Source organism: Methanotorris formicicus Mc-S-70, assembly GCF_000243455.1.
Classification (GTDB): Archaea; AGJL01; Methanococci; order Methanococcales; family Methanococcaceae; genus Methanotorris; species Methanotorris formicicus.
Window position 1 is genome coordinate 1 of sequence record NZ_AGJL01000052.1, and the last position, 12,443, is coordinate 12,443.

Consider the following 12,443-nt stretch of genomic DNA (forward strand, 5'->3'; position numbering starts at 1 on the left):
CCCGAGGGTAGGTTAGCCACGTGTTACTGAGCCGTCCGCCATGGGCAAAAGCCCATAGACTCGCATGGCTTAGTCGGACCCCAATAGCAGTGGCCTCCGGCGGGATCAACCGGAATTAAATGGGAGACGATCGCAAGAGAGGATATATTCCTCTTGTGGCCGCTACTGGGTTTCACCTTGGTCGCGGGCTTGCATCCAACCTGACCCTTCGGTCAGGTTGTCACCTTCAACTGCATACTATGGTGATATTCTGGTGAGTGTATTGTTTTTAGGTTTAGAACAATATGTTTTAAAAAAATGAAAGGGCCGGGACCGGGAATTGAACCCGGGTCAGGGGATCCACAGTCCCCCAGGATAGCCACTACCCCACCCCGGCCACAGTAGTGCAGGGGCAGGGATTTGAACCCTGGAACCGCTACCGGACAGGATTCTAAGTCCTGCGTCTTTGGCCAGGCTCGACAACCCCTGCACTTATTAAATTAAAGTGCTCCGGCCGGGATTTGAACCCGGGTCGCGGGCTCGAAAGGCCCGCATGATTGGCCGGACTACACCACCGGAGCAAAAGCATCTTAATGATGGGCCCGAAGGGATTTGAACCCTTGGCCACTCGGTTATGAGCCGAGCGCTCTGACCAGGCTGAGCTACGGGCCCACAAAAACATCAAAATTCAAAATTACATCAAATAAAATTTAAATAAAAAAATTAAATGGCGCCCCCAGCAGGACTCGAACCTGCGACCTACGGATTAACAGTCCGTCGCTCTACCTACTGAGCTATGGGGGCACATCAGCACAATAACAATTACTCTCCTAATATATAAACTTTTCGGCGAAAAGTATTTATATTAGTAATACAATGTTGATAATGCAATTTGTCGGGCCGCGGTAGTTCAGCCCGGGAGAACGCTGGACTGAAGATCCAGTTGTCGGGTGTTCAAATCACCCCCGCGGCACCATTAATTTTATTTTAGACATATTAATTTATACATTTGAATATATAAAGATAATAAAAAATAAAAAATTTTTAATGCCCTAAAAACCGTGGAATAAAGTATAGTGTTCCAATAGCACTTCCAAGGTTTGCTAATGCTGTAACAAGTAAAATTCTCATGAGGTTGTTGTTTAGAAGTTCTTTTAGTGAATCTGCATGAAACAACTCTATTATATCACTTTTTTTAATCTCCCTAAATTTTAATTCAGCAAGTCCTGCAATCCATCCAGCCCCAATAAATGGAATTAATGAGGTTATTGGAGCAGAGATGAATGCAACCAATGCAGATGCTATATGGCCCCTTGCAATAACAACCCCAAACGCTGATAAGAGGCCGTTTATAATCACCCACTCTAAGGTTAGTTCTTTTAATGCGTAAATGTTTGAAGACACACTGTAAAAACCATAGAGTATAATAACCACTATCCCTACTGAAATAATCTTTCTAATATGCTTCCAAAATTTACTTTTTTTAGTTTTATTCAACTCATTCAAATCTATATCATCCCCTTTTTCCAATTTTTTTAAATAATTTATTATCCCCTTAATATGTCCTGCCCCAACGACAGCAACAATTTTTTCTTTACCTTTACTCAACTCATACAAATTCTTTGCCATGTATCTATCCCTTTCATCAACCAAAACTTCGTAAATTGTGGGAGAGATATCTTTTAAAAACAAAACCAACTCATCAGCATTCTTTATCATCTCATTAATTGATTTGTTGTCAATCTCCATTTCATCATTTTCTTCAAATAAACTCAAAAAGAAGTTTATCTTCTCTCTTAATGTCATCTTGTTTAGAAGTCTTGTTAATGTTATGTTTATTTGTCTGTCTATTAAGGATATTGGCTTTTGATATTGCATTGCAATTTCAATGGCTTTTTTCATCTCACTTCCAGGTTTTACCCCCAATTCTTCCCCTATCATTTTTTGGAAGTGTGATAATATCATATGAAGTAAAAAGATACCCACTTTCCCCTCTTTTATAATCCTCTTAATATCAATGTTATCTGTGTCGTTATCCCCCATAATTGCAAAAAACCTCTCCCTATCTAACTCAACAGATACAACATCAGGATTTATGTTTAAGATAGTTTCTTCAACTTTTCTCACACTTTCTTCAGAAACATGGGCAGTTCCAATCAAATAAATATCACATTCATTAAGACCATTATTTATTCTAATATACTCCACAATCTCACCGTATTTATATTAGGTATTCTATATTAGTATTGTAATATATAAATTTGGTGATACCATGATAAAAGTTAGAGATGTTATGAAAAAACCCATAATTGTGAATCCCAATGATGATATAAGGGATGTTATAAGATTATTTAGAGAACATAAAATCAGTGGAGCCCCTGTTGTTGAAGATGGGGAGTTGGTTGGCATTATATCTGAAAGTGACATAGTAAAAACAATAACCACCCACAATGAATCAATTGGATTAATTTTACCATCTCCATTGGATTTAATAGAATTACCATTAAGAACAACTTTGAAAATTGAAGAGTTTAAAGAGGATATAAAAAAGGCATTAAAAACAAAGGTTAAGGATGTTATGACAAGGGATGTTATAGTAATCTCCCCAGATGAGGGTATAAACAATGCTGCAAAGTTGATGATTGAGAACAATATAAAGAGGCTCCCAGTTGTTAAAGATGGAAAACTTGTGGGTATTGTTACAAGAGGGGACATTATAGAGGCATTATGCTAAATAAAAAAATTTGGTGAGATAGGATGGAGATTATTTCCCCTTCAAGGATTCACATGGGACTTATTGATTTGAATGGGAGTATTGGGAGAGTAGATGGTGGTGTTGGTTTAGCCCTTGAAAATCCTAACTTAGTAATTGAGGGAAAAGAAAGTGGGGAAATTGAAGTTGACTTTGATAAATCCGTTCTTAAGAATTTTGATGAAAGTTATATCAATGATATAGGGAGAAGGGTTAAAGATGCGGCAGAGAAAATATTAAACCATATAAATGAAGATGGAGTAAAATTATTAATAAAAAAATCATTCCCATCCCACTCCGGTCTTGGCAGTGGAACACAGATTGCCCTTTCAACGGGGAAATTAATATCCCTCATATATGGGAAGGAACTTAACGCCTATGAAATAGCAAAGATTACTGGAAGGGGGGGAACTTCTGGAATTGGAATTGGGGCTTTTGAGATGGGGGGATTTTTAATCGATGAGGGACATTCATTTGGAAAAGGAAAAGATAAGGAGGATTTCAAACCCTCATCAGCATCAAAAGGCGTAAAACCAGCACCAATAATATTTAGACATGACTTCAATTGGGATGTGGTTTTAATTATCCCAAAAGGGGAGCATATTTACGGCAACAAGGAAGTTGATATATTCAAAAAATACTGTCCAGTTCCTTTAAATGAGGTTCAAAGGATTTGCCACTTGATTTTAATGAAGATGATTCCCGGAATTATTGAAGATGATTTAAATGCATTTGGGGAGGTTGTGAATGAACTCCAAACACTTGGATTTAAAAAAGTGGAGGTTTCTTTGCAATCAGAGATTGTTAAAGAACTCATAAAAGAGTTGCAAAAAGTAGGTTATGCTGGACTATCAAGTTTCGGCCCAACAATCTATGCACTTGGAGATGTGGATTTAATTATGGAGAAAGCAGATGACATCCTTGATAAACACGGCATTGATGGGGAGATAATAGTAACAAAAGCAAACAATACTGGATATAGAGTAAAATAAATAAAAATAAAAAAACAGGAAGCGAAATTAAGGTAGCCACGTCTTTTCATCCTTTATTTTTTCAGGTAGGTAGGTGTCGACAACATACTTCAAACCATACTTTGCAAGGGACTGTTGTTCTGCCCTTACTTTCATATCTAACATCTGTTTTAATGCCTTTTGCCATTCTGGGAATGATTTTACAAAATCATCATTTTTTAAACCATCTTTTATTCTTTTGATATCTTGTTCCTTCAATGGATGTGTTGGTAAGTCATAATCAACAATATCTTGAGGAGTTACACCAATCAACCTCGCAGAAGGAATTGCAAGTTTATCTGCTAAATGAACCGCCTTACCACTCCCAACCTTCAACGTCCTGTAAATATTTAAATATCCATAGGGGTCACCGTCAGTAAACACCAAAACTGGAACTTCATACTCTTCATTTAATCTCTTCACAAATCTTCTTGTTGCCCTTGCTGGAACCCCCTTCAATGAAACTAAGATACAATTGTGTTTATCCCAAAACTTTTCAGCATTCAACCTTGCAAACATACCCGCAGTTTCTATTGCCAATATAAAATCAGCATTCGTCTCAAACTCCAATCTTGTTACATCATTTGGTATATTGTATGCTCCGGTACCCAACCTTGTGCAATCTACTTTGATTTCCTCCCCTTCTGGTGTTCTATCAATTATCCTCAACGGCCCAACAACTGATGAACCATCCTCTTCTGGAATAAATCCGAGATCTTCTCTCAATACATCTAATGCTGCCTCTAAATCCTCAATAACATTATTTGATGGTTGCTGGTCATCGAATCTTGCCTCACCCCAATTTTTGGAGACATAATACGCTTCCCTAAGTGTTGAGAAGTCATTTGAATCAAGAAGTTGTTTTGAAAATTCTAGCATCTTCACCGTTTGAGCAAAGATTTTTGCTTGACTTACTGTTAAAGTCCTTTCTTTTTCTTTCCCCATAAGTATGAAAGTTCCTGTTTCAGAGTCAAATTTTGCATTGGTTAAACTTCTAATGGGTAGTTTAATTTTTGGTCTCTTACCTTTTAAAAGATCCTCATACATTTTATTTGCCAACTCTAAAATCTTTCTCCTTGCTATTTCTCTTGATTTTGAAATTATCATTATTTCACCATAATAAAGATTTATAGTAGAAATTGTTAAAACCAATAAATTTTTATATCAAATCCCTTTTTAATTAATTATATTATAATGATATTACTTTACTTAATAAACTGAAAATTCCCCATTTTTATTTAGAATTAAGATACATCCCCACTAAACTATGGTTGATTATATATTAATTTTTATCGGTATGCATAAAAATTACAATGGAGGTCGGATCTTGAAATTCTTAAAAAATATTGTTGAAAATGATGATTTTTCATATGAGGATGAGACGTTATCTGAAGAGGATTTGGAATTATTGAAATTATTGGAGGAGGCAAAAGCCAAAATCACTGTGGTGGGTTGTGGTGGAGCAGGAAACAATACAATAAATAGATTAACCTCTGAAGGTATTGAAAGGGCAAAAACTGTTGCTATCAACACAGATGCTCAACAGTTGTTAAAAACAAAAGCAGATAAAAAAATATTAATTGGTAAAAATTTAACAAGAGGACTTGGTGCTGGTGGAAATCCAAAAATGGGAGAGGAATCAGCAAAAGAAAATGCAGAAGATATAAAAAATGAATTACAAGGAGCGGACATGGTATTTATAACCTGTGGATTGGGCGGAGGTACTGGAACCGGTTCTGCTCCAATTGTTGCTGAAATATCCAAAAAAATAGGGGCTCTAACAGTTGCAATAATAACGCTCCCATTCTCAATGGAAGGAGAAATAAGGATGCAAAATGCATTGGAAGGATTAAATAAATTAAAAAATGTAGCAGATACAATAGTTGTTATTCCAAATGACAAGTTGTTGGAAATTGTACCAAAGATTCCATTAAAAACAGCATTCAAAGTCGCTGATGAAGTTCTTATAAACTCAGTTAGAGGGTTAGTTGAACTCATCACAAAAGATGGTCTTATAAACGTTGATTTCGCTGATGTTAAAGCAGTTATGAGCAATGGCGGAATGGCAATGATTGGTATTGGAGAGAGCGATGGGGAGAAGAGGGCAAAAGAGGCAGTGATGAACGCATTAAACTGTCCATTGCTTGATGTTGAAATTGATGGGGCAAAAGGTGCATTGATACACGTCATAGGTCCAGAAGATTTAACATTGGAGGAGGCAAAAGAGGTTGTAGGAACGGTATCAGAGAGATTAGATCCAAAGGCAACAATTATCTGGGGTGCAACTATAAATGAGAACTTGGAAAACACTATCCAAGTTTTATTGGTTGTAACTGGTGTAAAGCCTAAAAATGAGTTTGGATTAAGGCAAACCAGAAAAAGTTTAATAGACATTCCAAAAATTTAAGAAACCATTTTTTAATTTTTAAATTAATTTGGTGGTAAAAATGGAAAAAACCAACTTAAATACAAAAATTGAGGGAATAAAAAATTTTCTCCTTCAATGTAAGAGGGTTTTAATGATTACAAGGAAGCCTACAAAAGAAGAATTCATAAACATCTCAAAGGTTACTGGATTGGGTATCTGCATTCTTGGAATAATTGGCTTTATAATCCATGTCCCAATAGTTTATATAAAGGGCTTAATTAAACCTATAAAATAAATTTTAGAAATTAATAAATACTAAAAACACTATAACTATTACCAACTCGTTCTTTTTTTATGAACTTTTTAATTTTTATGAATTGTTTTATATCTTTTTAAAACTTTATTCTGGTGATATTGTGATTTTTGCGGTGAGAACTACTGCTGGACAGGAAAAGAACGTAGCGGAAATGTTAGCGTCAAAAGTAGAAAGGGAAAAGTTGGACGTTTACTCCATACTTGCAACAGAAAACCTAAAGGGATATATATTGGTCGAAGCAGAAAACAGAGGAGTTGTTGAAGAGTTGGTTAGGGGAGCATTTAAGGTAAAAGGTATCGTCCCAGGAACAACATCAGTAGATGAGTTAGAACACCTCTTAACACCAAGAAAACTTGTTGAAGATATTGAGAAAGGAGATCTTGTTGAACTTGTTGCAGGTCTATTTAAAGGAGAGAGAGCAAGGGTAATTAGAGTTGATAAGAACAAGGAAGAGATTACAATAGAGTTAGAACAGGCAGCGGTTCCAATACCGATAACAGTACATGTCGAGCATGTAAAAATAGTATCAAAAAATAAATAAATACACATACCTATAAGTTTTAAATACCCCTATTACATATATACTCGTTTGCGTCATAAGTGTTCGAAAAATTAAGAAACACATTGTCTACAAATATAAAAACTAAAAATTTATATATAACTAAGCATAACTTTTGAGAGTCATCATTGAGGTGAGAAATATGGCTGTTGAGGTCGTAGAAGTCCTTGTAACTGGTGGAAAAGCAACAGCAGGGCCACCATTAGGTCCAGCAATTGGACCATTGGGAGTAAATGTGATGCAAGTTGTTAATGCGATAAATGAAAAAACAAAGGCATACGAGGGAATGCAAGTCCCTGTTAAGGTTAAGGTAGATACTGAAAAAAGAACATTTGAAATTGAAGTTGGTATTCCACCAACAAGTGCTTTAATAAAGAAAGAATTAGGTGTTGAAAAAGGTGCTCACGAACCAAAACACGAAGTTGTTGGTAACTTAACAATGGATCAAGTAGTTAAAATTGCAAAGATGAAGTATGATGGTATGTTATCCTACACATTGAAAAACGCTGTAAAAGAAGTTCTTGGAACTTGCGTCTCAATGGGAGTAAACGTTGAAGGAAAACACCCAAAAGAAGTCCAAAAATTAGTCGATGAAGGAGTTTATGATGAATATATAAAAGAAGAATAATTTTTCAAATTTTATTTTTTATTTTTTAATATATTCATATATTTGAATAAAGTTAATTTTAAAACTCAATTATCATTCCAGAGTGTATCTTATGGAACTTTTCTCCATAATCAGTTAAAAACTCCGCTTCTGCTTTTAAACCTGTGCAATGTCCTGTATAAACTTCTTCAACATCAAGTTTTTTAAGTTTTTCAACAGTTTTAATTATTCTTTCATCACTTGCATCTATGAGATGAAACCCTCCAATAACAGATCTAATTCTCTTTTCTCCTGTAATTTTTATTGCATGTTTCACTATACTAACAATTCCGGCATGGGAGCAACCACTAATAATCACTAATCCTTCTGATGTTCTTATAACTAAACTCATATCATCCAAAAGTTCATCCCTAATCAGTTTTCCATCTTTTAAAGTATAAACTTCCAAGTTGGTTTTTTCAAAATCTTCCCTCTCCCTAACCTCACCAGTTGAGTAAACACCTTCTAATATTTGGATTGGTTCATTTGTTAAGAAAAGTTCTGCATATTGTTCGATTTCTTCTCTCTCGAAAGGAACTCCTACATCCATTAAACAAGGTTTTATTACAAAATGTTTCCTAAAAATCATTGGATGGGCAATTATTGGGATTCTTTTGCCGATTGCTTTGAGCATCTCTAATAATCCACCCGTATGGTCATAGTGGCAGTGTGATAAAAATATATAATCTATATTATTCGGTTCTAACCCTAAACGCCTCATGTTATGAAGTATCGGCTTTGCCTCCTGTCCTACATCAAAGAGGATACTTTTTCCTCCATGTTCAATTAAGAAACTGATCCCATGTTGAGCATAGAAAGGACTCTCATACCCAGAGTAATCTTCAAGAAGGACGTATATTTTTACCATTTTAGACACCATTTAAATATTTTTCAAACCATCTTATTTCTTTTTTGTTGTAATATGCATATAAATGTTTTCTTTTTTATCTAATTTTAATATCAACTATTAAAATCTTAAAATCTTGGAAATCTAAGGATTTTCAAACCCACCTACTACAATCACAATATATCAAAAATTTTGGATTTTCATTAATTTTAAATAATATGATACCTTATAAAATAAGGGTTTGGAATTTTAAAGGAAGGGATCTTATATTGGAAAGTAATTACATTTAATAGGAGGTTTATTAATGACATGCACCATTATTGTTGGAGGACAGTGGGGAGATGAAGGTAAAGGAAAGATTGTAAGTTATCTCTGCGAAAAAGACTCCCCATACATTATTGCAAGAGGTGGAGTAGGTCCAAACGCTGGGCACACTGTTGAGGTAGATGGGGAAAAATATGGAATCAGGATGGTTCCAACTGGATTCCCAAATAAAAAGGCAAAACTCGCAATAGGAGCAGGGGTTTTGGTAGATCCTGAGGTTCTTTTAAAAGAAGTTGAGATGTTGGAGAAATTTAATGTTGGGAAGAGGTTAATTGTTGATTATAGATGTGGGATTATTGAAGAGAAACACAGATTAATGGACAAATCAAATGAGCACCTATCAAAAGAAATCGGCTCTACTGGAACAGGATGCGGTCCAGCAAATGTTGATAGAGCATTGAGAATCTTAAAGCAGGCAAAGGATATTGATGTATTGAAAGAATTTTTGGGAGATGTTTCTGAAGAAGTTAATGATGCTATCGATGCAGGTAAAAATGTGATGATTGAAGGTACTCAGGGGACATTGTTATCATTGTACTATGGAACCTATCCTTATGTAACATCAAAAGACACAACTGCATCAACATTTGCAGCGGATGTTGGTGTTGGCCCTACAAAGATTGATGAGGTTATAGTTGTATTCAAATCATTCCCAACAAGAGTTGGTAGTGGGCCATTCCCAACAGAGATGCCACTAGAGGAGGCAGAGAAATTAGGTATTGTTGAGTATGGAACAGTTACCGGCAGAAGGAGAAGGGTTGGATATTTTGACCTTGAGTTGGCTAAGAAGGTTTGCAGGTTAAATGGAGCAACCCAAATTGCCTTAACATGCTTAGATAAATACGATAACACATGCTATGGAGTCACTGAATACAGTGAATTAACAGATAAAGCAGTTGAATTTATTGAAAAAATAGAGGAAGCAACGGGAGTCCCGGTTACAATAATCTCAACAGGTCCTGAATTACACCAAACCATTGATAGGAGAGATGAATTATAATTTTTAATCCCATAAATCAAAACCCCATCTTTTTCTTTTATTTTTGGATGTAACATAAGAAACACCCTAACAGCGGGGATGAAATTCCAATCCTTCCCCTCTTTGAGATTTTCAAAGTTGTTTAAAAACAACCTCTTACTTACAACCTCATCGTTTTTACCCTTTAATTTTTTTATCGCTATCTTATCCTTACCAACATATTTTATTTTATAAACTCCAGTTTTTGAATAAAATTCTTTATCTTTATCAAGACACTTCTTGCTATCCTCACAATTTCCTTATATATTCTTAGGATTTATATTGCACCTCATTAAATATAATCCCTATATTCAATAAATAAAAAATCTATCACAAAGGTATGGTAAAATGAAAATAAATATCATCTCCAAACAAAGAAAAAAAGAAACTCTAAAAAACCTAAAAGAATTTAGAAGGGCATTCAAAATAAATTTCAGAAAAAATAAGATTTACAAAATGATAGAAAAGATGCCATTAAACCTCAACAAATACCTAACAAAATATTCAACTGGAGGAATGATAAAAAAGTATCCAGAAGACTTTATTGTTGAGGAAATAACGGAAGATGGTATTGTTTTAGAGGTTGGAAAAGAGATTGGTTTTGAAGATGAGAAAAACTGGAATGGTTCTTTTATCCACTTCACACTTGAAAAGAAAAATTGGAATACGTTAGATGCTATAAGAGAGATTGCAAAACAAACAAAATCAAAAAGAAAGAACTTTGGGTTTGCAGGAACTAAGGACAAATTTGCCATAACAACCCAAAGGATAGGATGCTTTGGAGTTAATGTTGAGGATTTAAAGAAGGTAAATCTACCAAATATAACATTGAAGGACTTCCAAAAAACCAACAAAAAACTTAAAATTGGCTGTTTGTGGGGAAACAGATTTACAATAAAAGTTAGGGATATGGATGTTGATAAATCTGAGTTAGAGGATATTTTAAAAGAACTCTCAAAATTAAAATACGTATTAAATTACTTTGGAATCCAAAGATTTGGGAGTGTAAGGCCAATAACTCATGTTGTTGGTAAATTTATAGTTCAGGGGGACTTTGAAAGTGCATTTTATGCCTATTGTGGAACACCTTTACCTTATGATGGCAGATCAAAAGAGGCGAGAACTTTGGTTGATGAAGGAGAATTTAAAGAGGCTCTAAAAATTTATCCAAAGATATTCTACTATGAGAAGAAGATGATTAGATACTATTTAAAACATAGAGATTACAAAAAATCCTTCAATGTCCTACCTCCACAACTAAAATCCATGTTTGTAAATGCATATCAGTCCTATCTATTCAACGAGATGATAAATGAAAGATATAGATATGGTTATGAGCCATTGGAGGGGGATATTTTAAAAGATGGCCTCCCTACGGGAGCATTGATTGGATACAACCCAAAATTTGCGGATGGTATTCAAGGAGAGATTGAAAGAAATATATTAGAAAGGGAGGGCATAAAATTAGAGAATTTTAAAATTAAAGGTTTTGGTAATTTCTTTGGGGATAGGAGGCCATTAATAACAAGGATATATGATTTAGAGTATAGGATTGATGATGATGGTTATGTTTTGAGATTTAAACTGAAGAAGGGAACCTATGCAACCTCTGTATTAAGGGAATTTATTGATAAAAAAATTAATATATAAGAATCAAAAATGTATATAGTGTCCTTTTTTGGCACTGACCTTTTTAGGGATGAAAGTGCTAGAGGACATTCTGGCTACACGGCGGCCGTATCGAGTAGCCATCAGGCATCGATGAAGATGCGGTTTTCCAAAGCCAGATATATTTTTATCTTCACATTAATCGATTAATTTAAATAATTTAATTAATTAGTTTAAATTTAATTTAAAAAATTTTAAAATACCTTCAAATCAATACCCTCAATATAAACCCTTTTTCCTTCAACTTCCACAACAACCCCACTATGAACCTTCTGCATCATGCAATGCTCTGGAAGAAATTTTACTGTTTTCCCTACTTCTGGGATTTTTCCCTCTTTAACAGTTCCTTCAAATGCGATAACCATTGCAATTCCTACATCCTTATAGTTGAATTCCTCGTTATTTATCCTATGGCATGGTCCTACAAGATGAACTATGTATAAACCATGATTCTCATCAATAACCTTGGCAAAATGTGTAATTGGACATCCAAGGGGTCTATATCTTATTATATCTCCTATCTCAATCTCTTTTTTATCAAATATTAATAGAGTTTCCCTACATGAGTGTTCGTTTGGTAGTGGAGATAATATAAAATCTGCCCTATACCCATCTATTAATCCAATTATTTCTTTTTCATCTTTTTTTAATGTTTTTACATCTTTTAGTAATTCTTTTATTTTTAGGACTTTCGCAAATACATTTAAATACTTAGATTAACAATAAACCAGTTTCTTTACATAAAAGAGATTATGGCATTCCCAACGGCTATTCGATTTAGTTCTCTTCTAAACTCATACCCAAGTAACTCTTTTTATCGATTCTAATTTTCTCTAAAATAAAGAAAGCCCTCATAGCTAACGAAATATGACCTAATACTGGAAATCTTTTTCTAACGAAGAAATTTCCAATATTGCAGCACTGTTTAACTCCTCTGTGGAACTCTTCGATTCTCC

11 protein-coding genes, 6 tRNA genes, 1 rRNA gene and 2 pseudogenes are annotated in these 12,443 nt (G+C 34.6%); 9 read left to right on the top strand and 11 right to left on the bottom strand.

What is annotated here, in order from left to right; all coding sequences use genetic code 11:
- From METFODRAFT_RS08005 to METFODRAFT_RS08030, 6 genes are all read right to left on the bottom strand, one after another.
- Positions 1-116, bottom strand: a 16S ribosomal RNA gene (locus tag METFODRAFT_RS08005); the annotation flags it as partial.
- A gap of 188 nt (positions 117-304) precedes the next feature.
- A tRNA-His gene (locus METFODRAFT_RS08010) sits at positions 305-376 on the bottom strand.
- 8 nt (positions 377-384) lie between these two features.
- Positions 385-469, bottom strand: a tRNA-Leu gene (locus METFODRAFT_RS08015).
- 16 nt (positions 470-485) lie between these two features.
- A tRNA-Glu gene (locus METFODRAFT_RS08020) sits at positions 486-560 on the bottom strand.
- A gap of 16 nt (positions 561-576) precedes the next feature.
- A tRNA-Ile gene (locus METFODRAFT_RS08025) sits at positions 577-651 on the bottom strand.
- Positions 652-707: 56 nt separating this feature from the next.
- Positions 708-783: transfer RNA gene (locus METFODRAFT_RS08030), tRNA-Asn, on the bottom strand.
- Positions 784-878: 95 nt separating this feature from the next.
- Between METFODRAFT_RS08030 and METFODRAFT_RS08035 the strand changes: the two genes are divergently transcribed.
- Positions 879-955 (top strand) — tRNA-Phe (locus METFODRAFT_RS08035).
- 68 nt (positions 956-1,023) lie between these two features.
- Here the strand turns inward: METFODRAFT_RS08035 and METFODRAFT_RS08040 are convergent.
- Complete coding sequence (locus tag METFODRAFT_RS08040) at positions 1,024-2,187, bottom strand: TraB/GumN family protein (RefSeq protein ID WP_007045086.1); 1,164 nt, start codon at positions 2,185-2,187, stop codon at positions 1,024-1,026.
- Positions 2,188-2,251: 64 nt separating this feature from the next.
- Here METFODRAFT_RS08040 and METFODRAFT_RS08045 point away from each other — a divergent pair, with 64 nt between their 5' ends.
- The gene (locus METFODRAFT_RS08045) at positions 2,252-2,713 is read left to right on the top strand and encodes a CBS domain-containing protein (RefSeq protein ID WP_007045087.1); all 462 of its coding nucleotides are present in this window, start codon (positions 2,252-2,254) and stop codon (positions 2,711-2,713) included.
- A 23-nt stretch (positions 2,714-2,736) separates the two neighbouring features.
- Positions 2,737-3,723, top strand: coding sequence for a beta-ribofuranosylaminobenzene 5'-phosphate synthase (locus METFODRAFT_RS08050; protein ID WP_007045088.1), 987 nt, complete (start codon positions 2,737-2,739; stop codon positions 3,721-3,723).
- 27 nt (positions 3,724-3,750) lie between these two features.
- Here METFODRAFT_RS08050 and METFODRAFT_RS08055 read toward each other — a convergent pair whose 3' ends face one another.
- Complete coding sequence (locus METFODRAFT_RS08055) at positions 3,751-4,848, bottom strand: DNA topoisomerase IV subunit A (RefSeq protein ID WP_007045089.1); 1,098 nt, start codon at positions 4,846-4,848, stop codon at positions 3,751-3,753.
- Between the two features lie 220 nt (positions 4,849-5,068).
- Here METFODRAFT_RS08055 and ftsZ point away from each other — a divergent pair, with 220 nt between their 5' ends.
- The 4 genes from ftsZ to METFODRAFT_RS08075 all read left to right on the top strand — a co-directional run bounded on the left by ftsZ (position 5,069) and on the right by METFODRAFT_RS08075 (position 7,612).
- Complete coding sequence (ftsZ, locus tag METFODRAFT_RS08060; RefSeq protein WP_048115772.1) at positions 5,069-6,148, top strand: cell division protein FtsZ; 1,080 nt, start codon at positions 5,069-5,071, stop codon at positions 6,146-6,148.
- Positions 6,149-6,188: 40 nt separating this feature from the next.
- Positions 6,189-6,404: a protein translocase SEC61 complex subunit gamma gene (locus METFODRAFT_RS08065; protein ID WP_007045091.1), complete on the top strand. Its 216-nt coding sequence runs from the start codon at positions 6,189-6,191 to the stop codon at positions 6,402-6,404.
- Positions 6,405-6,525: 121 nt separating this feature from the next.
- Positions 6,526-6,966: a transcription elongation factor Spt5 gene (locus tag METFODRAFT_RS08070; RefSeq protein WP_007045092.1), complete on the top strand. Its 441-nt coding sequence runs from the start codon at positions 6,526-6,528 to the stop codon at positions 6,964-6,966.
- 160 nt (positions 6,967-7,126) lie between these two features.
- Positions 7,127-7,612: a 50S ribosomal protein L11 gene (locus METFODRAFT_RS08075; protein ID WP_007045093.1), complete on the top strand. Its 486-nt coding sequence runs from the start codon at positions 7,127-7,129 to the stop codon at positions 7,610-7,612.
- Positions 7,613-7,670: 58 nt separating this feature from the next.
- Here the strand turns inward: METFODRAFT_RS08075 and METFODRAFT_RS08080 are convergent, their stop codons facing one another.
- Positions 7,671-8,498: an MBL fold metallo-hydrolase gene (locus METFODRAFT_RS08080; protein ID WP_007045094.1), complete on the bottom strand. Its 828-nt coding sequence runs from the start codon at positions 8,496-8,498 to the stop codon at positions 7,671-7,673.
- A 283-nt stretch (positions 8,499-8,781) separates the two neighbouring features.
- Between METFODRAFT_RS08080 and METFODRAFT_RS08085 the strand changes: the two genes are divergently transcribed.
- The gene (locus METFODRAFT_RS08085; protein ID WP_007045095.1) at positions 8,782-9,801 is read left to right on the top strand and encodes an adenylosuccinate synthetase; all 1,020 of its coding nucleotides are present in this window, start codon (positions 8,782-8,784) and stop codon (positions 9,799-9,801) included.
- A 366-nt stretch (positions 9,802-10,167) separates the two neighbouring features.
- On the top strand, positions 10,168-11,469 hold the full coding sequence (gene truD, locus METFODRAFT_RS08090; protein ID WP_007045096.1) for a tRNA pseudouridine(13) synthase TruD: 1,302 nt from the start codon (positions 10,168-10,170) through the stop codon (positions 11,467-11,469).
- Positions 11,470-11,681: 212 nt separating this feature from the next.
- Here truD and METFODRAFT_RS08095 read toward each other — a convergent pair.
- Together METFODRAFT_RS08095 and METFODRAFT_RS11965 are read right to left on the bottom strand one after the other, a co-directional pair.
- A pseudogene (locus METFODRAFT_RS08095) lies at positions 11,682-12,170 on the bottom strand ((Fe-S)-binding protein); the annotation flags it as partial.
- 28 nt (positions 12,171-12,198) lie between these two features.
- Positions 12,199-12,443, bottom strand: a pseudogene (locus METFODRAFT_RS11965) (IS701 family transposase); the annotation flags it as partial.

Bases quoted from the DNA above. Each gene is read 5' to 3' on its own strand.
- METFODRAFT_RS08045 (WP_007045087.1), top strand. From the start codon at position 2,252: ATGATAAAAGTTAGAGATGTTATGAAAAAACCCATAATTGTGAATCCC.
- METFODRAFT_RS08050 (WP_007045088.1), top strand. From the start codon at position 2,737: ATGGAGATTATTTCCCCTTCAAGGATTCACATGGGACTTATTGATTTG.
- METFODRAFT_RS08055 (WP_007045089.1), bottom strand. From the start codon at position 4,848: ATGATAATTTCAAAATCAAGAGAAATAGCAAGGAGAAAGATTTTAGAG.
- METFODRAFT_RS08065 (WP_007045091.1), top strand. From the start codon at position 6,189: ATGGAAAAAACCAACTTAAATACAAAAATTGAGGGAATAAAAAATTTT.
- METFODRAFT_RS08075 (WP_007045093.1), top strand. From the start codon at position 7,127: ATGGCTGTTGAGGTCGTAGAAGTCCTTGTAACTGGTGGAAAAGCAACA.
- METFODRAFT_RS08080 (WP_007045094.1), bottom strand. From the start codon at position 8,498: ATGGTAAAAATATACGTCCTTCTTGAAGATTACTCTGGGTATGAGAGT.
- METFODRAFT_RS08085 (WP_007045095.1), top strand. From the start codon at position 8,782: ATGACATGCACCATTATTGTTGGAGGACAGTGGGGAGATGAAGGTAAA.
- truD (WP_007045096.1), top strand. From the start codon at position 10,168: ATGAAAATAAATATCATCTCCAAACAAAGAAAAAAAGAAACTCTAAAA.